Below are 20,888 nucleotides of genomic sequence, written 5' to 3'. Positions count from 1 at the left end.
GCTCTGCGTGGGAATGCCTCAGGTGACGCTCTGCGTCACGCTTTGGGACGCGGAGCGTCCTGGGCTGCATTCCCACGCAGAGCGTGGGAACGATCAGTTACAAGCCTTCCAACTCCGCCATCAAATCACTCAACCGATCGACCTTCTCCGCACTGATCTCATTGGCTGCCAGCCCGTCGATATACTCGGCCAACTCCGCCACCGTGCTGCATTCGAACATCGCCCGCAGCGGCACATCCCGTTGCAGGGTTTTCTGCACCCGCGAGGCAATCTGCGTGGCCAGCAATGAATGCCCGCCCAGCTCGAAGAAGTTGTCCTGCACGCCCACCCTGTCGACCTTGAGCACCTCGGCCCAAATCGCCGCCAAGGTCGCTTCCAGTTCGTTGCGCGGCGCCAGGTAATCCTGGCTGTGCAGTTGGCCTATCTCCAGGGCCGGCAGAGCGTTGCGGTCCAGCTTGCCATTGGCGTTCAGCGGCAAGCGGTCGAGCCATAACCAGTGCAGCGGCACCATGTATTCCGGCAATTCAGCGCGCAGGCGTTGCTTGATACGGTCCATGCGTTCAGCTGGGTTCAAGGCTTCATCGGCCGCCACCAGGTAACCCACCAAATGCTTGCCGTTGACGCCTTCCTGCACGCCGACTGCCGCATCCCGCACTTCTGGCTGTTCATGCAGGCGCGCTTCGATTTCACCGAGTTCGATGCGGTAACCACGAATCTTCACCTGATGGTCGATACGCCCGACATATTCCAGCACGCCATCGCTGCGGCGTCGCGCCAGGTCGCCGGTGCGGTACAGCCGTTCGCCCGGCGCACCGAACGGGTTCGGCACAAACACCTGAGCGGTGCGCAACGGGTCGCTGACATAACCACGCCCCACGCCCGTGCCTGCCACACACAACTCGCCCACCGCACCTTGCGGCACCAGCTCCAGCGCGCCATCGAGCAGGTACAAGCGGTTGTTGTCGGTTGGCGTGCCAATCGGCAGGTACGTGCCACGGGTCGACGCCAGGTCAACGCGGAAGAACGCCACATCATCCGAGCACTCCGCCGGGCCATAAGCGTTGACCAAGCCGATCTCGGGGTAACGCAGCAACCACTGGTGCGCCAGCTCCGGCGGCATGGCTTCACCCGTCGGCAGCATCCAGCGCAAGCCGTCCAGGCTCATGCGTTCTTGAGCGAGCATGCCCTGGATCAGCGACGGCACACTCTCCAGCACGGTAATACCTTGGGCCTGCACATGCGCCAGCAAACCCTGCGGATCATGGGCGATGCTGTTCGGCACAATATCCACCCGCGCGCCAAACAGCGACGCGGCGAGGAACTGCCACACAGAAATATCGAAGCTCTGCGAAGCGGTCTGCGCGATAACATCTGTCTCGCTCAGTTGCAGATACGGCACCTTGCTCAACTGGTTATTGAGCATGCCGCGCTGTTCCACCATCACGCCTTTGGGCAACCCCGTGGAGCCGGAGGTGTAGATCACATAGGCGAGGTTATCCGACGCGCTGTAGACGCCCGGGTTTTGCCCACGGCCAGGCACTTCTTCCCAGACCAGCAGCTGGCAGTCGGTGCCGTCCAGCAATTCAATCGCCTGCTCGCGGCACGCCTCGGTGCACACCAGCAACGGCGTGCGGCTCAGGTCGATGATGCGGCTCAAGCGCTGGCTTGGCAGGCCAGGGTCCAGCGGCAGGTAACCGGCACCGGCCTTGAAACTGCCGATGATCATGCCGAGCAAATCCAGGTTACGCTCGCCCAGCAACGCCACCGGCTGATCCAGCCCAACACCGGCCTCGATCAGCGCGTAGCCCAGGCCGTTGCTGCGGCGGTTCAATTCATCGTAGGTCCATTGCTGGTCCAGGCAACTGGCGGCGATGCGCTGCGGATGTTGCGTCACCTGCGCTTCGAACAACTCGATGTAACTGCGCTCCAGCGGGTAGTCGTGCTCGCTCTGGTTGCAGCCGTCGACCAGAAACGCCCGCTCCTGCTCACCGATCAGCGGCAAGTCCGCCATGTCGCCATGGAAGCCCTGCACCAACGCCAGCAGCAAGCGCTTGAACTCGCCGAGCATGCCTTGCACGGTGGTTGCATCGAAATAACGCTGGTCGTAGGACAGGTGCAGCCCCAGGTCATCGCCCGGATAACACACGGCCGTCAGCGGGAAGTTGGTGTGGGTGCGGCCGGAATCCGAGGTGGCATTCAGGCTTTGCGCACGGTCCAGCACCGAGACTTCCACCGGTGCGTTTTCAAACACGAACAGGCTGTCGAACAGCGGCTGGCCTTTAGGCAATTCGCTGTGTTCCTGGATAGTCACCAGCGGCAGGTATTCGTATTCGCGCAGTTGCATATTGCTGTCGAGCAGGCCGCTCAGCCACTGGCGCACGCTGCAAGGCTGGTCGTCTTCCGGCAGTTTCACCCGCAGCGCGATGCTGTTGATGAACAGGCCGACGGTGCGTTGCATCTCGGGCATTGCCACGGGGCGCCCGGCCACCGTGACGCCGAACAACACGTCTCGCTCACCGCTCAATCGCCGCAGCACCAAGGCCCACGCCGCCTGGGCGAAGGTGTTGACGGTGAGTTGATGGGCCTGGGCCAGTTCGCGCAATTGCGCACCGTCGCGGGCATCCAGGCGGGTGTAGCAATCGCCCACCACCATGCCGCCGCTGTGGCCTGCGTGTTCACGCAGGAACGGGCGGTCGCTCGGGATCGGCGTGGTGCGCTCGAAGCCCTGCAGGTTCTGCTGCCACCACTGGCGTGCTTCATTGAGGTTCTGGCGTTGCAGCCAGGCGATGTAATCGCGGTAGCGTGGCGGCGTGGCCAATTGTGCATCGCGGCCCTCGCCCAAGGCCATGTAGATGTCGAAGAAATCATTCATCAGCAACGAGCGGCACCAGGCATCGATCAGGATGTGGTGGTTGCTCATCATGAACCAGTAGCGCGCCTCGCCCACGCGGATCAGGCGCAGGTGGAACGGCGCCTGGTTGAGCAGATCAAACCCGGCCTCGCGCTCGGCCTTGAGCAAGGCTTGCAGACGCGGCTCCTGCTCGGCTTCGGGCTCATGGCTCCAGTCCAGGTACTCGATCGGTGTGCTGCCCGGCTTGTGGATCACTTGCAGCATGTCCTCGCCGACGTTCCAGCAGAACGACGCACGCAAGGCTTCATGCCGGGCGATCACCGCCTGCCAGGCCTGGGCGAAACGCTCGGGGTCCAGAGCGCTGTTGATGCGGTAGCGGTCCTGCATGTAGTAGAGGCCGGTGCCCGGCTCCAGCAAGGTGTGCAGCAGCAGGCCTTCCTGCATTGGCGTCAGCGGGTAGACGTCTTCGATGACGTTTGCCGGCACCGGCAGGCTGTCGAGCTGTGCTTGAGTCAGGTGCGCCAGCGGGAAGTCGGACGGCGTCAGGCCACCCGCCTCGTCGTTGAGGCAATGCGCGATCAGGCTTTGCAGCTCGCTCAAGTACCCATCCGCCAGTTCACGGATGGTCTGCGGGTCATGGCGCTCACGGCTGAAGGTCCAGCGCAGCAGCAACTCTCCGCCATACACCTGGCTGTCGACACTCAGCTCATTGGGCAGCGGCGCATCCGGGTCGTGGGCCAGGCCCGCCGACTCATCCAGCGGGTGGAACAGTGCATCGGCGCCGAAGCTCTGGTCGAACTGGCCGAGGTAGTTGAAGGTGATCTGCGCCGTTGGCAGCGCGGCCATGGCCTGCTTGCACTGATCGTCCGCCAGGTAACGCAGCACGCCATAACCCAGGCCTTTGTGCGGCACGCCGCGCAGTTGTTCCTTGATGGCCTTGATCGAGTCGCCCTGCCCGGCGTGTGGTGTCAGGCGCAGCGGGTAAGCACTGGTGAACCAGCCGACGCTGCGGGTCAGGTCGATTTCATCGAACAGAGTTTCACGGCCATGGCCTTCCAGTTGAATCAAGGTCGAGGCGTGCCCCGTCCAGCGGCACAGCACGCGGGCCAAGGCGGTCAGCAGCAGGTCGTTGACTTGGGTGCGATATGCGCTCGGCGCTTGTTGCAACAACTGGCGGGTGTGTTCGACACCCAGGCGCACGCTGACGGTTTCAGCCTCGCGGTTGCGCAGCGAACCCTGTGGACGCGCCACTGGCAGCTCCACCGCAGGACCGGCCAGTTGCTCTTGCCACAGGCTCAACTCTTCACGCAGGGACTCGCTGCCGGCATAAGCGCGCAAGCGCGCAGCCCAATCGCGCAATGCGCTGGTCTTGGCCGGCAGGCTGACGGACTGGCCGTCGCTCAACTGGCGGTAAACCGTTTGCAGGTCCTCCAGCAGCACGCGCCACGACACGCCGTCCACCACCAAGTGATGAATCGCGATCAGCAGGCGTTGCTGGCCTTGCGGGCCGTCCACCAGCAAGGCGCGTAACAGCGGGCCATGCTCAAGGTCGAGGCTGCGTTGAGTGTCAGTGAACAGCGCGGTGCAATCCTGCATGTCGCGCACTTGCGCCTGCATCAGCACGCCGCCTTGGGGCACGGCCAAGTGCTCGGCATGCCACTGCGCATCGCGCTTGGAGAAACTCAGGCGCAAGGCGTCGTGATGCTCCAGCACCGCCAGCAGCGCTTGCTCCAGGCGATGGGGCTCCAGCAATTGCAGCGGCTTGAGCAGCAATGCCTGGTTCCAGTGCTGACGGTGGGGGATCTCGGTATCAAAGAACCAGTGCTGGATCGGCGTCAGGCCCGAGCTGCCGGTGAGCAGGCCTTGCTCGGCGGTCACCTGTTCGCTACGCGTGGCCACAGCGGCCAGGGTTTGCACGGTCTGGTGCTGGAACAAATCCCGTGGGCTGAAATGAATCCCGGCCTGCCGCGCACGGCTGACCACCTGGATCGACAGGATCGAGTCGCCGCCCAGTTCAAAGAAGTTATCGTCCAGGCCGACTTGCTGCACCTTCAACACCGCGCACCAAATGGCCGCCAGGCTTTGCTCCAGCTCATTGCGTGGCGCCACGTAGGTTTGGCGATTGGCCTCAGGATCGGGCTGCGGCAAGGCGCGGCGGTCGAGCTTGCCGTTGGCGGTCAGCGGCATGCTGTCGAGCACGATCAGGTGCGCGGGCACCATGTAGTCCGGCAGCTGCGCCTTGAGGTGCGCCTTCAGCGCTTCGCGCAAGGTGGCAGGGTCGGCGTCGCTGACCAGATAGGCCGCCAGCTGTTTACCACTGGCTGAATCCAGCGCCAGCACCACGGCTTCGCGCACGGCTGCGTGCTCCAGCAGGCGCGTTTCAATCTCGCCCAGTTCGATACGGAAACCGCGAATCTTCACTTGATGGTCGATACGGCCCAGGTACTCCACCAGGCCGTCGGCGCGTTGGCGCACCAGGTCGCCGGTGCGGTACAAACGGCCGCCATCGGCAGCAAACGGATCGGCGACAAACCGCTCGGCCGTCATGCCAGGGCGTTCGTGATAACCCTGGGCCAGACCGGCGCCGCCTACATACAACTCACCGGTCGCGCCTTGTGGCACCAGCGCCAGGTTGGCATCGAGGATATAGGCCACGCGAGCACCGATGATGCTGCCGATCGGCACGCTGGCGGCGCCCTCTTCCAATACCTCCGGCGCCAGGCTGGCCAGCGGCATCACCACGGTTTCGGTCGGGCCATAGGCATTAAAAAATAGCTCGGGCTGGAACGCCGCACGAATCCGCTGCAAGTGCTCGCCGGTCAGTGCCTCGCCGCCGGTGATGCACATGCGCACCGGCAGAGTCTGTTGCTGGGTCGCCAGCCATTGCGCCAACTGGCTGCCGTAGCTGGGCGTGAAGCCAAGGATATTGATGCCATGGGCGCGGATCAGCGCGCAGATTTCTTCGGCATCCCACTGGCCTTGGGCGCGCAACACCACCTGCGCACCGCTGAGCAGCGGCACCAGTAGACGCTCGGTGGCGGCGTCGAAGTTGATGGAGTAGAAGTGCAGCTCGCAATCATCCGGGCGCATGCCAAAGCGCTCGATCACGGCCTGGCAATGCATGGCGATTTCACCGTGGGACACCACCACGCCTTTGGGTTTACCGGTGGAGCCGGAGGTGTAGATCAGGTACGCCTGATGTTGCGGCAGGCTGATAAAGGGCGGCTCGTCGGCAGGGTAATTGGCCAACACCGGCAAGTCATCTTCCAGGCACCAGCACGCGACCGTCGCCGGCAATTCGCCAAGGGCTTCGAACATCGCCGCATCGCTGAGCAGCAGGCCGATGCCGCTGTCTTCGATCATGTAGTGCAGGCGGTCGAGCGGGTATTCCGGGTCCAGCGGCACATAAGCACCGCCGGCCTTGAGGATCGCCAGCAGGCCGATGACCATTTCCAGCGAGCGCGGCAGCGCCAGGCCGACCCGCACCTGCGGGCCAACGCCGCGCTCGCGCAGCATCCAGGCCAGGCGGTTGGCGCGCTCATCCAGTTCGCGATAGCTGAGCGTCACCCCGGCAAAGGTCAACGCCGGTGCATCGGGGCGGGCCAAAACTTGTTGGCTGAACAGCGGGTGAAGGCACTGATCCAGGCGGTGTTCACCCGCCTCGATACCCAGGCTGCTGTGCAAGGCGCGCTGCTCGGTGGCGGTCAGCAAGGGCAACTCGCTCAGTCGCTGTTGCGGGTTGGCGATCAACGCTTCCAACAGGTTTTGCCAATGTGCGGCCGTCCGCGCAATACGCGGCTCGTCGAACAAGTCGGTGCTGTAGGTCAGGCAGCAACCCAGGCGATGGTCGAGGTCGGTGACTTCCAGGTTGAGGTCGAACTTGGTCGCCCGCGCATCGTTGACCAGGTATTCGACGGTCATGCCCGCCAGTTGGCGGCTCTGCTGAAACTCCCAACGCTGCACGTTGCACATTACCTGGAACAGCGGGTTATACGCCGCGCTGCGTGGTGGCTGCAGGGCTTCCACCAGATGATCGAATGGCAGGTCCTGGTGCGACTGGCCTTCGATCACGGTATGGCGCACCTGCTCGAACAACTCGGCCACATTCATCTGCCCATTGAGCTGGCAACGCAGCACCTGGGTGTTGAGGAACGCGCCGATCAGCCCTTCGCTTTCCGGGCGAATGCGGTTGGCGACCGGCGCGCCGATGCGCAGGTCGGTCTGGCCGCTGTAGCGGTAGAGCAGCACCGCCAGGGTGGCGGTCATGGTCATGAACAGGGTCAGGCCGCGTTCGGCGTTAAAGGCGCGCACGCGAGCCGCCAAGTCATCGCTCAGGTCAAAGCGGTACAGCCCGCCCTGATGGCTTTGCACCGGTGGCCGTGGGCGGTCGGCGGGCAGTTCAAGCAACGGATGCTCGTGGCCCAGCTGTGCGGTCCAGTAGTCCAGTTGGCGTTGGCGCTCGCCAGCCTCCAGCCACTGGCGCTGCCACACGCTGTAGTCGAGGTATTGCACCGCCAGTGGCGCCAGCGGCGAGTCGCGCTCGTCGATAAACGCCTCGTACAGCGCGCCGAGTTCACGGGCGAAGATGTCCATGGCCCAGCCTTCGGTGACGATATGGTGCAGGGTCAGCACGAAGTAGTGCTCCTGCTCGCCGGCCTTGACCACGCAGGCTCGCAACAGCGGCCCGGTTTCCAGGTTGAACGGCGTGTGGGCTTCCTGATCGGCGAAATCTTGCAGGCGCTGCTGACGCTCAGCCTCGGTGAGCGCGGAGAAATCCTGCCAAGCCATGCGCATGCCGGTTTGCGCGGCGACCTTTTGGTACGCCACGCCATCGATGCTCGGGAAGGTGGTGCGCAGGGTTTCGTGGCGCATGATCAGCGCCTGCAATGCGGCCTCAAAACGCCCCACGTCCAGCACGCCGCGCAGGCGCGCCATGCCGCCGACGTTGTAGGCCGGGCTGTCGGGTTCCATCTGCCAGAGGAACCACATGCGCTGTTGGGAATAGGAGAGCGGCACCGGCGCGCTGCGGTCGACCCTGGCAATAGCGGTTTGCTGATTGCGTTGGCCAGAGGCCTGGATCAAGCCGACCTGCTCGGCAAATGTGCCCAGCTCACTGGCTTCGAACAAGGTGCGCAACGGCAATTCGACGTCACAGGCCTGACGGGTGCGCGAGATGATTTGCGTGGCCAGCAACGAATGGCCACCGAGGGCGAAAAAGTCGTCGCGCAGGCCGATACGTGGCAAGCCCAGCACTTCGCGCCAGATCGCGGCAATCTGCTGTTGCAGCGGCGTTGCCGGCTCGATGTGTTCGCGGGTTTGCCACACCGGTTCGGGCAAGGCCCGGCGATCGAGTTTGCCGCTGGGGCTCAGGGGCATGGCGTCCAGGCGCATCAGTAATGCGGGCACCATGTACTCCGGCAACTCGGCGGCCAGGGCGGTTTTTACCGCTTGCTCGGTAAGCTGCGCATGCGCGGTGTAGTAGCCGATCAGTTGTGCATCACGCACCAGCACCACGGCTTGTGCGATGCCGTCCAGCGCCAGCATCCGGGCTTCGATTTCTTCGGGTTCTACACGAAAGCCACGCAATTTGACTTGTTGATCGAGGCGGCCCAGGTACTCGAGCACGCCATCGGCGCTCCAACGCACGCGGTCACCGGTGCGATACAGGCGTGTGCCGGGTTCGCCCAACGGGTCGGCGACAAAACGCTCGGCGGTCAGCCCGGCGCGGCCCAGGTAACCGCGCGCCAGGCCGATGCCGCCGATGCACAGTTCGCCCGGCACACCGGCCGGCAACGGGTTGAGCTGCTCATCCAACACGCGGCAGATCACATTGCCCAGCGGACGGCCGATGGGCGAGCGCTCGCCGTCCTCGGCGTGACAATGCCAGTGGGTCACGTTGATCGCGGTTTCGGTCGGGCCATAACGGTTGTGCAGTTGCACCGCCGGCAACTGCGCCAGCACGCGGTTACGCAGCTCGGCAGGCAAGGCCTCACCGCCGGAGAACAGACGCCGCAGCCTGGTGCACTCGGCCACCAACGGCTCATCGATAAACAGCTGCAACAGCGGCGGCACAAAGTGCAGCGTGGTGACGCCGTGTTCCTGTACCAGCTGCGCAATGCGGTGCGGGTCGCGATGTTCGCCAGGGCCGGCCAGCACCAGGCGGCAGCCGGTGATCAGCGGCCAGAAGCATTCCCACACCGACACGTCAAAGCTGATCGGCGCCTTTTGCATCAGCACATCGGTGTGGTTGAGTTGATAGGTGGCCTGCATCCACTGCAAGCGCTCGGCCAGCGCCGCATGGGTATTGCCCACGCCTTTGGGCTGGCCGGTGGAGCCGGAGGTGTAGATGACGTAGGCGAGGTTGTCGCCATTCAAATGCAGGCCCGGCGCCTGGGTCGGCCAGCTGTCCAGGTGCAGGCTGTCCATGGCGATCACGCACACGCCTTCGGTGGCCGGCAGCAGTTCAAGCAGTGCGGTTTGGGTCAGCAGCAGGTGCACGCCGCTGTCCTTGAGCATGTAGGCCAGGCGCTCGGCGGGGTAATCCGGGTCGAGCGGCACATAGGCGCCACCGGCCTTAATGATTGCCAACAGGCCAATCAGCAGCTGCGGCGAACGCTCGGCGGCGATGGCCACGCACACATCCGGGCCGACGCCCTTGTCACGCAGGTAGTGGGCCAGGCGATTGGCCTGGGTGTGCAGTTGGGCGAAGGTCAGGCTGCCGTCTTGCCAGACCAGCGCGGTGCTGTCCGAAGTCTGTTGGCCGAGCAGTTCGGGCAGCCACTGCCGGGCCGGGGCACACGGAGCTTCGCTCCATGGCTGCTGCTCGTCTGTGTGCATCAGTTTGAGGTCGCCGATGGCTTGCTCCGGCTGCTCGCACACCGCTTGCAGCAGGCTGACGAAATGCTCGGCCAGGCGCTGAATGGTCGCGCCGTCGAACAGTTCATCGGCGTAGTCGAACGCCAGGCTCAGGCGCCCGTTGCGGTCTTCTTCAGAGTGCAGTTGCAGGTCGAACTTGGCTTCGCGGCTATGCCATGGCAGCTCTTCGGCAAGCATGCCCGGCAAGCGGCGCAAGGCGCTCAAGTCGCGCTGCTGGTGGTTGAACATGACCTGGAACAGGCCTTGTTCGCGGGCCTGGGGGAAGGCTTCCAGCAGTTGTTCGAAGGGCAGGTCCTGGTGGGCCTGGGCGCCCAGTGCAGCCTGGCGCGTGGCAGCCAACAGCTGATTGAATGGCAGGCGCCCGTCCAGCTCAACGCGCAGCACCAAGGTGTTGATGAAGAAGCCAATCAGGCCTTGGGTTTCCTGGCGCGGACGGTTGGCATTGGGCACGCCGATACGGATATCGCGCTGGCCGCTGTAGCGGTAGAGCAGGCTCTGGAACGCCGCCAGCAACAACATGAACGGGGTGGACTCATGGGCTTGAGCCACCTGGCGAATGGCCTCGCTGAGCGCTGCGTTCAAGCGCAGGCTATGGCGCGAGGCGCTGTTGATGCGCTGCGCAGCGCGTGGATGGTCGGTGACCAGGCTCAGGGCCGGGTGCTCATCACCCAATTGCGCCTGCCAATAGGCCAATTGCTGCTGGCCTTCGCCTTCGGCCAGCCATTGGCGCTGCCAGCTGCCGTAGTCGGCGTATTGCAGGGCCAGTGGCGGCAGTTCCAGGCTTTGGCCCTGGGTCGCGGCGGCATAAAGGCGCGAGAATTCGTCGATCAGAATGTTCAGCGACCAACCGTCGGCGATGATGTGATGCAAGGTCACCAGCAGTTGGTGATCTTCATCGTCCAGGCGCACCAGCGTCACCCACAGCAGCGGGCCTTTTTCCAGGTCGAACCGGGTGCGCGCTTCCTCTTCGCGGATCTGCTGCGCGCGGGCTTCGCGTTCGGCGCTTGGCAGGTCGCTGAGGTCGATCACTTGCAGCTCGAAACCCGTGTTGGCCTCGACGCGCTGAAAGGCTTGGCCATCGCGCTCATAGAAGCGCGTGCGCAGGGCTTCGTGGCGCTGGATCAATTGCTGGAAGCTGGCGCGCACCGCATCTTCGTCCAGCTCGCCGCGCAAACGCAGGGCGCCGGGAATGGTGTAGGCGCTGCTGTGCGGGTCCAGTTGCCAGGTGATCCACAGGCGGTTCTGTGCCAGGGATTGCGGCAACTCGTCCTGGCGTGACAAGGCCTGGATCGCGCCCTGGGCAATGCCGCCGTCTTGCTGCAACTGCGCCACATGGGCGGCGAACGCCGAGAGCGTCGGCGCTTCGAACAGCAGGCGCAGGTTCAGCTCCAGGCCCAGGGTTTCACGCAGGCGCGCAACCACTTGGGTGGCGGTGATGGAATTACCGCCAAGCAGGAAGAAATGGTCATCGGCCGCGACCGTTGCGACCTGCAACTGCTCGCACCAGATCGCGGCAATCTGCTTTTGCAGCTCGGATTCAAGCCGCGATTCACTGGCCTGGGCTTGCAGATTCGGGAACTGCGCGTAGCTGTCGAGGCTGCCGTCGGCATGACGAAGCGCGCAGGCCGAACGCTGCACCTTGCCGCTGGAAGTTTTGGGCAAGGCGCCGGGGTTGAGCAGTACCACCACGCTCGGGGCTTCTTGATACGCCTCGGCCACCGCTTGGCGAATCGCCTTGATCAAGGCCTCGGGCGGCAGGATTTTCTGCACGCTGCGGCTGATTTCTGCGGCGATGCCGATGCCTTCCAGGCCTTGGTGATTCACGGCAAACGCCGCTACCCGGCCCTTGCGCACCACTTCGACTTCACGCTCGACGGTCTGCTCGATGTCCTGCGGATACAGGTTGTGGCCGCGCACGATCAGCAGGTCTTTGAGGCGGCCGGTGATGTACACCTCGCCGTCGCGGATAAAGCCCAGGTCGCCGGTGCGCAGCCAGGTGCGGCCCGCGTGTTGTACGAAGGTTTTGGCGCTGGCCTCGGGGTTGCGCCAGTAGCCTTGGGCGATGCTGGGGCCGGCGGCCCAGAGTTCGCCGACACGGTTGTCGGGCAATTCGGTGAGGGTGTGCGGATCGACGATCAGCACCGCATGCTCCGGTTGGCTTGTGCCGCAGCTCATGATCGCGCTGCCCTGCCCCGGTTCGGCACGGTTGGCGGCCAGCGCCTGCTCATCCACACGCAACGCGGGGATGCCTTGACCACGGGAGCCACCGGCGACGAACAAGGTCGCCTCGGCCAGCCCGTAGGAGGCGAAGAAATTGTTCGGCGTGAAACCACAGACCGCGAACTTTTCGGCGAAGCGTTCCAGGGTGTCGAGGCGGATCGGCTCGGAACCCGAATACGCCACGCGCCACTTGCTCAAATCCAGACGTTCCAGCGCGGTTTCACTGACCCGCTCACTGCACAGCCGATAGGCGAAATCCGGCCCGCCGCTGATGGTGCCGCCGTATTCGCTGATCGCTTCGAGCCAGCGCAATGGCCGGCCGAGGAAGTACGCCGGCGACATCAACACACAGGGCACGCCACTGAAGATCGGTTGCAGCAAGCCGCCGATCAGGCCCATGTCGTGGTACAGCGGCAGCCAGCTGACGATCACATCATCCGGGTGCAGATCAATGCCGAAGCCGCGACGGATCAGCACTTCGTTGGCCACCAGGTTGTCGTGGCTGACTTGCACGCCCTTAGGCAGTGCGGTGGAGCCGGAGGTGTATTGCAGGAAGGCGATGTCGTGCGCTTGCAGCTCGGGTTCGACCCAATTGCCGGCGTTTTCGAGCGTATCGACGCTCAACACCGGCGGCGCGTTCTCGATCTGCGCCAGGCCGTCGGCGAGGCTGGCGATGGTCAGCAGCAGGCGCGGCTCGGCATCGCTGATGATCGACAGCAGCCGCTCCTGATGATGGCGCTTGGTCGACTCCGGCGGATACGCCGGCACCGCGATAACCCCGGCGTACAGGCAACCAAAGAACGCCGCGACGTAATCCGGGCCGCTGGGGAACAACAGCACCGCACGGTCGCCCAACGCCGCGTTGGCCTGCAAGGCGGCGGCGATGGTGCGGGCGCGCTGGTCGAGGTCGCGGTAACTGAGCACAACGCTGTCGGCGGCGGATTCGGCCAGGAAGCGCAGGGCCACCTGGTCCGGGGTCTGCGCGGCGCGGTGTTGAAGGGACTGGACCAGGGTGCGGGGAAGTTCGAAGGCGTCCATCATGGGGTTCCTGCCTGAAATCGGCTTACGGGAAAATCGGGAATTAGGGCCGTGCTAAACGGCAGCCAGTTGACGCGCCGCATCATTGCGCCAGCGGGCCAGGTGCTCATCGGCATAGCGGCGCAGGCAGCGCAGCACCGCGCTCTCGTGCTGCACGAGGAAGAAGTGGTGACCGTCGAACATGTCGAGGGAAAAGCCGCTGGCGGCATCAAGCTGCCAGTCGAGCAACTGGTCGGCGCGTACGCTGTCCTGCTTGCCGCCAAATACGTGGATCGGCATGCCCAGTGGCGCGCGCTCGCCATAGGTGAAGCTGCCGCACAGCAGGAAGTCGGCGCGCAGAATCGGCAGCATCAACTGCATCAATTCCGGGTTGGCCAGGGCCTCTTCGGCGGTGCCCTGCAGTTCGCGCAGGCGGGCGATCAGTTGCTCATCGGTTTTTTCGATGGCGTATTCGCTCACATCGCGGCGGGCCGGGCCGGCCGTACCGGAGGCAAATAACGCCAGCGGCGCAGGCAGATTGCGCGCCTTCAGCGCATGCGCCAGTTCAAATGCCAGCAAGCCGCCCAGGCTGTGGCCAAACAAGGCATAGGGGCTGCTCAGGTCACGACCGATCTCGTCGGCAAGCTGCGCCGCCAAGGTTTTGATATCGCGCTGCAATGGCTCATCCATGCGCATGCCGCGACCCGGCAATTCCAGCGGGCACACCTGCAACCAGTCAGGCAGCGCCCGGCGCCAGCGCACATAGACCATCGCGCTGGCACCCGAGTAGGGCAGGCAGAACAGGCGCAATCGCGTGGAAACGCTCATTGGTCGCGGCCTCCAAGCTGAAACACGCTGCCTGCACGATAAAAACCCATTTCGCCCTCCTGCGGGTGCTGATCCTTGGCCGTTCGCTAACGGACCTGTCACCCAGAAGAACGGACGGCCCCGGCAAATAATTAGTCGCCGAGGGCGAGCGAGACGTGGTTCACACCCAACAAGAAAGCATACGATTAGTTCGTCTTCTCATTTGACAATCATTATCATTCAGCATAATTTGTTGCCCGATGTGTAGGAGGCCTCAGCCAGGACGCCCTCCCCCAACTCTTTCGCGACAAGGTGATTTCCATGACGGAACAAGTATCCACAGGCAGGTGCGACTCACCCCTTTTGCAGGCATTCGTCGACAATCGTCTTATTTTGGTGAAGATCGCCGCCCGGATTACCGGCTGCCGCTCGCGTGCCGAAGACGTCGTGCAGGACGCCTACTTTCGACTGCAATCAGCGCCGACCATCACCTCGTCGTTCAAGGCGCAATTGAGTTATCTGTTCCAGATCGTGCGCAACCTGGCCATCGATCACTACCGCAAGCAGGCCCTGGAGCTCAAGTATTCGGGGACGGAAGAGGAAGGCTTGAATGTGGTTATTCACGGCGCTTCACCGGAAACCTCGCATATCAACTTCAACACCCTGGAAAACATCGCCGACGCCCTGACGGAGCTGCCCCAGCGCACCCGCTATGCATTCGAGATGTACCGTTTGCATGGCGTGCCGCAAAAGGACATCGCCAAGGAGTTGGGCGTATCGCCGACCCTGGTGAACTTCATGATTCGTGATGCGCTGGTGCATTGCCGCAAGGTGTCGGGCAGCCATAGCGATACGTTTGCGCGCAGGGTGTGAAGCTGTAGGGATATGTGGCCACCTGGCTTGTTGTGGCGAACAGACTTGTTGTGGCGAGCAGGCTTGCCCTGCGCTGGGGCGCGAAGCGGCCCCAATAAGGCCACCGCGTTCTTCCAATTAGTACCGAGTGTCCGGTTTTAGGGCCGCTTCGCAGCCCAACGCAGGGCAAGCCTGCTCGCCACAGCAAGCCTGCTTGCCACAACAAGCCAGGTGGCCACAACAGGCCTGCTCAACCCAGATAATCAGGGCACCGGCATCACATCAATGCGATACGGCTCGAAGATCTTCAACATCTCCCCGCTCTCGCGCAGGTGCTTGAGCAGCTCGGCGAATGCCGCGCCGGTGATAGGCGCTTTGGGCCGTACCAACGCGTAGTGGTGATACACCTGGTCAATCCGCTCCGAGACCAGGAACTGCCCGGCCATGTCCGCGTTACGCACCATGAAATCGCTCAGGTACGAACGCGTGACCAGCGCAATATCGGCACGCCCGCGCGCCACCATCAGCAGGTTGCTGTCATGGGAGTAGGTCAACGTGGCGTTGAAGTGTTCGGCCATGTTCTTGGGGTCGGGGTTGAAACCGGCAAAGGCGTAGTGATAACCGCTGAACACCGCCAGGCGCTTTCCGGCAAGGTCGGTGAAATAGCCTTGGTCGCGGCCGGGTTTACGTTGGGCGACGAAGATTTCTGCATCTTCCAGGCCCATGTCGACACTGGTGTGGGGAATACCCTGCCAACCCCAGTCGGGGTTTTCGAAGATGGCCATGTCGACCCGGCCTTGCTCGAAATCACGAAAGCGCCGTGGAATCGACGTAGGCACCAGCACAAACTGGTAGTCGGTTTGCGCAGCGTTCAGGGCTTCTATCAATTGCGGCAATAAACCGGTGTCGGCGCCCTGCTCGGGCCGAACGGTGTAGGGCGGGAAGTGTGCGGCGCCGATCCTGACCAATTGCGCGGCCGACGCCGGCAGCCACCACGCGGTGCCGAGTGCCCATATAGTCAGTCCTGCAGCCAGCCGCCATGGCGAAAACATTGAGGCACACACCGTTTAACACTCTGATGGCAATAAGCTAGGCGTTTTTGTCAGGTGAGACAACTTTCCGTCGGCAAATTAATAGCTTGCGCCTCAATCGGCTTTAAGCACCATCAACAACGCCTCCTCGGCCAACTGCTCGAGGGTCAGGCTGCCTTCGGCGCGAAACCAGGTGGTGGTCCAGGACAAGGCGCCGGTCAGGAAGCGCCGAGTGATAAACACATCGCCACGGATGTAACCCGCCGCCTTGGCCTCGCCCAGCACCTGCAGCCAGATATCCTCATACACATCGCGCAACGCCAGCACCTGGGCCTGGCCCTCGGCCGACAGCGAACGCCACTCGTAGACCAACACCGCCATGGCCTCACCACTGCCGCCCATGATCGACTGCAACTCGCAGCGGATCAGCGCCAGCACACGTTCGCGCACGTTGCTGGCCTCTTCAAGTGAAGCGCGCATCATCGCGGTGTTGTAGTGGATGGTTTCCTCCATCACGGCACGCAGGATCTCGTCCTTGCTCTTGAAGTGATGAAAGATACTGCCGGACTGAATGCCCACGGCACTGGCCAGGTCACGCACGGTGGTGCGCTCGAAACCCTTGTTGCGAAACAGGTGAGCCGCGGTTTGCAGCAACTTGCCCCGGGCACTGTCGGGGTCGGTCAACTGGCCGCCGTCGACCATGGTGCGCATCACCCGCAGGGCTTTGTGCTCATCCATGCTGCTCTCCTTCCTCTCTACTGACGTCTTGGGCGGCAATTTAGGCCGTGGCCGCCAGCCAAGCAAGCGCTTGGGCAAAACTTATGTCAACCGTTTACAAACCAAGCGCTTGCTTGGTAGTCTCGACACCAGCCATCGGAGGAAGGATTTCTCATGAGCAAGACGGTTCGTATCGGCTGCGCCAGCGCCTTCTGGGGCGACACCTGCACGGCTGCCGCCCAACTGGTGCACGGCGGCGCCCTGGATTACCTGGTGTTCGACTACCTGGCGGAAGTCACCATGTCGATTCTTGCGGGTGCGCGGATGAAAGATCCCCAGGCCGGTTACGCCACGGATTTTGTCGAGGTGCTCACGCCGTTGCTCGGCGATATCCAGCGCCAGGGCATCCGCGTGATCAGCAACGCCGGCGGCATCCACCCCCACGCCTGCGCCGCCGCCCTGCAAGCGGCCTGCGACAAGGCCAGTGTGCCGCTGAAAATCGCCGTGCTGCTGGGCGATGACCTGCAACCTCAACTCAAGCAACTGCACAACATCACCGATATGTTCAATGGCGCGCCCCTGCCGCCAGTGTGCGTCTCGGCCAACGCCTACCTCGGTGCACCCGGGATTGCCCAGGCACTGACGCTGGGCGCCGATATTGTGATTACCGGCCGCGTGGTCGACAGCGCCGTGGTCAGCGCCGCGCTGGTGCATGAATTCAACTGGTCGTGGCAGGACTACGACCGCCTCGCTCAAGCCGCGCTCGCCGGGCATATCATCGAATGTGGCGCGCAGTGCTGCGGCGGTAACTTCACCGATTGGCGTGATGTACCGGACTACGAGCACATCGGTTTTCCCATCGTCGAGGTCAGCGCCAACGGCCAATTCAGCGTGAATAAAGTCGCCGGCACCGGCGGGCTGATCAGCGAACTCAGCGTGGCCGAACAGTTGCTGTATGAAATCGGCGACCCGCGTGCGTATTTACTGCCCGATGTAATCTGCGATTTCAGCCAGGTCAACCTGCAGCAGCAAGGCAAAAATTGCGTGCGCCTGCACGGCGCCAAGGGTTTGCCGCCCACCGACCAGTACAAGGTCAGCGCCACTTACCCCGACGGTTTCCGCTGCACCGCCAGTTGCCTGATCGCCGGGATCGACGCGGTGGCCAAGGCGGAACGGGTCGGCCAGGCAATCATCAACAAAACCTCGGAGCTGTTCAGTCAACGCGGGTGGGCGCCTTACACCGAGGTCAATATCGAATTGCTTGGCAGCGAAGCCACCTACGGCGCCCACGCCCAGCGCCAGGATTGCCGCGAGGTGGTGGTGAAATTGGCGGTACGCCACCCGAGCAAGCAGGCCTTGGTGCTGTTCGCCCGCGAGATCGCTCAGGCGGCGACCGGCATGGCGCCCGGCTTGACCGGCATTGTCGGCGGGCGGCCGACGGTGTACCCGCTGATTCGGCTGTTTTCATTCCTGATCGACAAGTCATCCTGTGCGCCGCTGGTCGACTTCCAAGGCGAGCGTCACGCCGTTGCGTTGCCTTCATCAGCCCCGATGCGCACACCCGCCGCGCCGATTGATCCGCCCAAGCCGCAAGGCCGCGCCGATGCCAGTGTGCCCCTGGTGAAACTGGCCGTGGCGCGCTCCGGCGACAAGGGCAACCACAGCAATATCGGCGTGATCGCCCGCCACCCCGACTACCTGCCCTGGATTGCCGAAGCACTCACGCCGGAGGTGATCGTCGACTGGATGAGCCACGTGCTCGACCCACTTCACGGCCGTGTCGAGCGCTGGTACTTGCCCGGCAGCCACAGCTTGAATTTCCTGCTCGAAAACGCTTTGGGTGGCGGCGGCATCGCCAGCCTGCGCATCGACCCGCAAGGCAAGGCCTTCGCCCAGCAGTTGCTGGAAATCCCCATCGCCGTGCCGCAACACCTAGCCGATCAACTTTCCTAAAGGACCGTCGCCGTGGCCTTCGACTCGATCTTCAAAGCCGACCTGTTCCAGGGGCAAACCGTGATAGTCACCGGCGGCGGCAGTGGCATTGGCCGCTGCACCGCCCATGAACTGGCGGCCCTTGGCGCCAGCGTGATGCTGGTGGGGCGCAAGCCGCAAAAGCTGCAAACCGTCGCGGCCGAAATCGCCGAAGACGGCGGCACCGCGCACTGGCAGGCCTGCGATATTCGCGATGAAGAAGCGGTGAAAGCGCTGGTCACGCAGATCCTCCGCGAGCACGGGCCGATCCATGGGTTGGTCAACAACGCTGGCGGCCAATACCCGTCGCCACTGGCGTCGATCAATCAAAAAGGCTTTGAAACCGTGCTGCGCACCAACCTGGTCGGCGGTTTCCTGATGGCCCGTGAAGTGTTCAACCAGTCGATGAGCAAGCACGGCGGCGCCATCGTCAACATGCTCGCCGACATGTGGGGCGGCATGCCCGGCATGGGCCACTCGGGTGCAGCACGCTCAGGCATGGACAACTTCACCAAGACCGCCGCCTTCGAATGGGGTTACGCCGGTGTGCGCGTCAACGCCGTGGCGCCGGGCTGGATCGCGTCCAGCGGCATGGACACCTACGAAGGCGCGTTCAAGGCGGTGATCCCCACCCTGCGCGAACACGTGCCGCTCAAACGCATCGGCACCGAATCGGAAGTCAGCGCGGCCATCGTGTTTTTGCTCAGCCCCGCCGCCGCCTTTATCAGCGGCAGCACCTTGCGCATCGACGGCGCCGCCAGCCTGGGCAGCCGCGCCTGGCCGCTGCACAAAGCGCAGCCGCCGAGCGAGCCGTTCAATGGTTTCCACCGTGCGTACTTGCCCGATGTGCTGAAGACGGAGCACTGAACCATGCCGGTGATTGAAAGCCTGATCGACGCCCACAGCCCACAGTTCGCGCACAACCGTGAAGCCATGCTGGCAAGCATCCAACAGTTGCGCCAACTGGAGCACAACCTGCTCGCCAAGGCCCAGGAAGCCAAACCCAAGTTCGACAAACGCGGCCAGTTGTTGCCCCGCGAGCGCCTCAACCTGCTGCTGGACCCCGGCGCGCCGTTTCTGGAATTGGCCAGCCTGGCCGGCTACAAACTCCACGATGACAAAGACGGCAGCGCGGCCGGAGGCGGCTTGATCGCCGGTATCGGCTACGTCAGCGGTGTGCGCATGCTGGTGGTGGCCAACAACAGCGCGATCAAGGGCGGCACCATTTCGCCGTCCGGCCTGAAAAAATCCCTGCGCCTGCAACAGGTCGCCATGGAAAACAAACTGCCGGTGGTGACCCTGGCCGAAAGCGGCGGGGCCAACCTCAATTACGCGGCGGAGATTTTCGTCGAAGGCGCACGCAGCTTCGCCAACCAGGCGCGCATGTCGGCCATGGGCTTGCCGCAGATCACCGTGGTGCACGGCTCGGCCACGGCAGGCGGGGCGTATCAGCCGGGGCTGTCGGATTACGTGGTGGTGGTGCGTGGCAAGGCCAAGCTGTTTTTGGCCGGGCCGCCGCTGCTCAAGGCCGCCACTGGCGAAGTGGCGACTGATGAAGAGCTGGGCGGCGCCGAGATGCACGCGCAAACCGCCGGCACCGCCGAATACCTGGCGGAAAACGATGCCGATGGCGTGCGCATCGTGCGCGAAATCGTCGGCCTGCTGCCTTGGGATGATCGCCTGCCACCCGCTCCACAACGGGCTTACAAGGAGCCGCTGTATCCTATAGACGAGTTGCTGGGGTTGATCCCCGATGACCCGAAAAAGCCCTACGACGTGCGCGAAATCCTTGCACGCCTGGCCGACGGCTCGCACTTTCTGGAGTTCAAAGGCGAGTTCGATGCCCACACCGTCTGCGGCCACTTGCACATCCAGGGCCGCGCCGTCGGTGTGATCGGCAACAACGGCCCCATTACGCCCAAGGGCGCGAGCAAGGCGGCGCAATTTATCCAACTGTGCGACCAGAGCCGCACGCCGTTGCTGTTCCTGCACAACACCACCGGCTTTATGGTCGGCACCGAATCGGAGCAACAAGGCGTGATCAAGCACGGCGCGAAGATGATCCAGGCGGTGGCCAATGCGCGGGTGCCTAAACTCACGGTAGTGGTCGGCGGCTCTTATGGCGCGGGCAACTATGCGATGTGCGGCCGCGGCCTGGACCCACGGTTTATCTTCGCCTGGCCCAACAGCCGCACCGCGGTAATGGGCGGCGCACAGGCGGGCAAGGTGCTGCGCATCGTGACTGAGGCCAAGCAATTGAAGGACGGTCTGGTGCCCGACCCCAAGGTGCTGGACATGCTCGAACAGGTCACCGCGCAGAAACTCGACAGCCAGTCCACCGCCCTCTATGGCAGCGCCAACCTGTGGGATGACGGGCTGATTGATCCACGCGATACCCGCACGCTATTGGGGTTCTTGCTGGATATCTGCCACGAGGCCGAGGTGCGGCAGTTGCAGCCGAACAGTTTTGGTGTAGCGCGCTGATCGTTCCCACGCTCCGCGTGGTAACGCTGCCAAGGACGCTTCGCGTCCCAACAAGGAGAACA

The 20,888-nt window shown here is 63.6% G+C and carries 8 protein-coding genes; 4 read left to right on the top strand and 4 right to left on the bottom strand.

What is annotated here, in order from left to right:
• Positions 1-97 precede the first annotated feature (97 nt).
• Both ASE80_RS23835 and ASE80_RS23830 read right to left on the bottom strand, forming a co-directional pair.
• Positions 98-12,988 (bottom strand): non-ribosomal peptide synthetase, encoded by a 12,891-nt coding sequence (locus ASE80_RS23835; protein ID WP_056861086.1) that lies wholly within the window; start codon positions 12,986-12,988, stop codon positions 98-100.
• A gap of 51 nt (positions 12,989-13,039) precedes the next feature.
• Positions 13,040-13,792, bottom strand: a complete 753-nt coding sequence (locus tag ASE80_RS23830; protein ID WP_056861085.1) for a thioesterase II family protein — start codon at positions 13,790-13,792, stop codon at positions 13,040-13,042.
• Positions 13,793-14,092: 300 nt separating this feature from the next.
• On the opposite strand from ASE80_RS23830, the gene ASE80_RS23825 reads away from it, so the two are divergent.
• Complete coding sequence (locus ASE80_RS23825) at positions 14,093-14,644, top strand: RNA polymerase factor sigma-70 (RefSeq protein WP_005789991.1); 552 nt, start codon at positions 14,093-14,095, stop codon at positions 14,642-14,644.
• Between the two features lie 242 nt (positions 14,645-14,886).
• Here the strand turns inward: ASE80_RS23825 and ASE80_RS23820 are convergent, their stop codons facing one another.
• Complete coding sequence (locus tag ASE80_RS23820) at positions 14,887-15,675, bottom strand: substrate-binding periplasmic protein (protein WP_056861084.1); 789 nt, start codon at positions 15,673-15,675, stop codon at positions 14,887-14,889.
• Between the two features lie 93 nt (positions 15,676-15,768).
• Positions 15,769-16,392 carry a TetR/AcrR family transcriptional regulator gene (locus ASE80_RS23815; protein WP_056861083.1) on the bottom strand — a complete coding sequence of 208 codons (624 nt, stop codon included), beginning with the start codon at positions 16,390-16,392 and terminating at the stop codon, positions 15,769-15,771.
• Positions 16,393-16,545: 153 nt separating this feature from the next.
• Here ASE80_RS23815 and ASE80_RS23810 point away from each other — a divergent pair, with 153 nt between their 5' ends.
• The 3 genes from ASE80_RS23810 to atuC are packed head-to-tail and all read left to right on the top strand — an operon-like array spanning position 16,546 to position 20,826.
• A complete protein-coding gene (locus ASE80_RS23810; RefSeq protein ID WP_056861082.1) occupies positions 16,546-18,324 on the top strand; it encodes an acyclic terpene utilization AtuA family protein in 1,779 nt (592 codons plus the stop codon).
• A 12-nt stretch (positions 18,325-18,336) separates the two neighbouring features.
• Positions 18,337-19,209 (top strand): SDR family oxidoreductase, encoded by an 873-nt coding sequence (locus ASE80_RS23805; RefSeq protein ID WP_056861081.1) that lies wholly within the window; start codon positions 18,337-18,339, stop codon positions 19,207-19,209.
• A 3-nt stretch (positions 19,210-19,212) separates the two neighbouring features.
• Positions 19,213-20,826: a geranyl-CoA carboxylase subunit beta gene (gene atuC / locus ASE80_RS23800; RefSeq protein WP_056861080.1), complete on the top strand. Its 1,614-nt coding sequence runs from the start codon at positions 19,213-19,215 to the stop codon at positions 20,824-20,826.
• Positions 20,827-20,888 lie beyond the last annotated feature (62 nt).

The organism is Pseudomonas sp. Leaf15 (genome assembly GCF_001421425.1).
GTDB lineage: Bacteria > Pseudomonadota > Gammaproteobacteria > Pseudomonadales > Pseudomonadaceae > Aquipseudomonas > Aquipseudomonas salomonii.
The sequence above is the reverse complement of the archived record's forward strand: the minus strand, read 5'-3'. Positions and strand labels throughout refer to the sequence as shown.

What these genes read in the sequence shown, in the direction of transcription:
- ASE80_RS23835 (WP_056861086.1), bottom strand. Translation starts at nt 12,988, where the DNA reads ATGATGGACGCCTTCGAACTTCCCCGCACCCTGGTCCAGTCCCTTCAA.
- ASE80_RS23825 (WP_005789991.1), top strand. Translation starts at nt 14,093, where the DNA reads ATGACGGAACAAGTATCCACAGGCAGGTGCGACTCACCCCTTTTGCAG.
- ASE80_RS23830 (WP_056861085.1), bottom strand. Translation starts at nt 13,792, where the DNA reads ATGAGCGTTTCCACGCGATTGCGCCTGTTCTGCCTGCCCTACTCGGGT.
- ASE80_RS23820 (WP_056861084.1), bottom strand. Translation starts at nt 15,675, where the DNA reads ATGTTTTCGCCATGGCGGCTGGCTGCAGGACTGACTATATGGGCACTC.
- ASE80_RS23810 (WP_056861082.1), top strand. Translation starts at nt 16,546, where the DNA reads ATGAGCAAGACGGTTCGTATCGGCTGCGCCAGCGCCTTCTGGGGCGAC.
- atuC (WP_056861080.1), top strand. Translation starts at nt 19,213, where the DNA reads ATGCCGGTGATTGAAAGCCTGATCGACGCCCACAGCCCACAGTTCGCG.
- ASE80_RS23815 (WP_056861083.1), bottom strand. Translation starts at nt 16,392, where the DNA reads ATGGATGAGCACAAAGCCCTGCGGGTGATGCGCACCATGGTCGACGGC.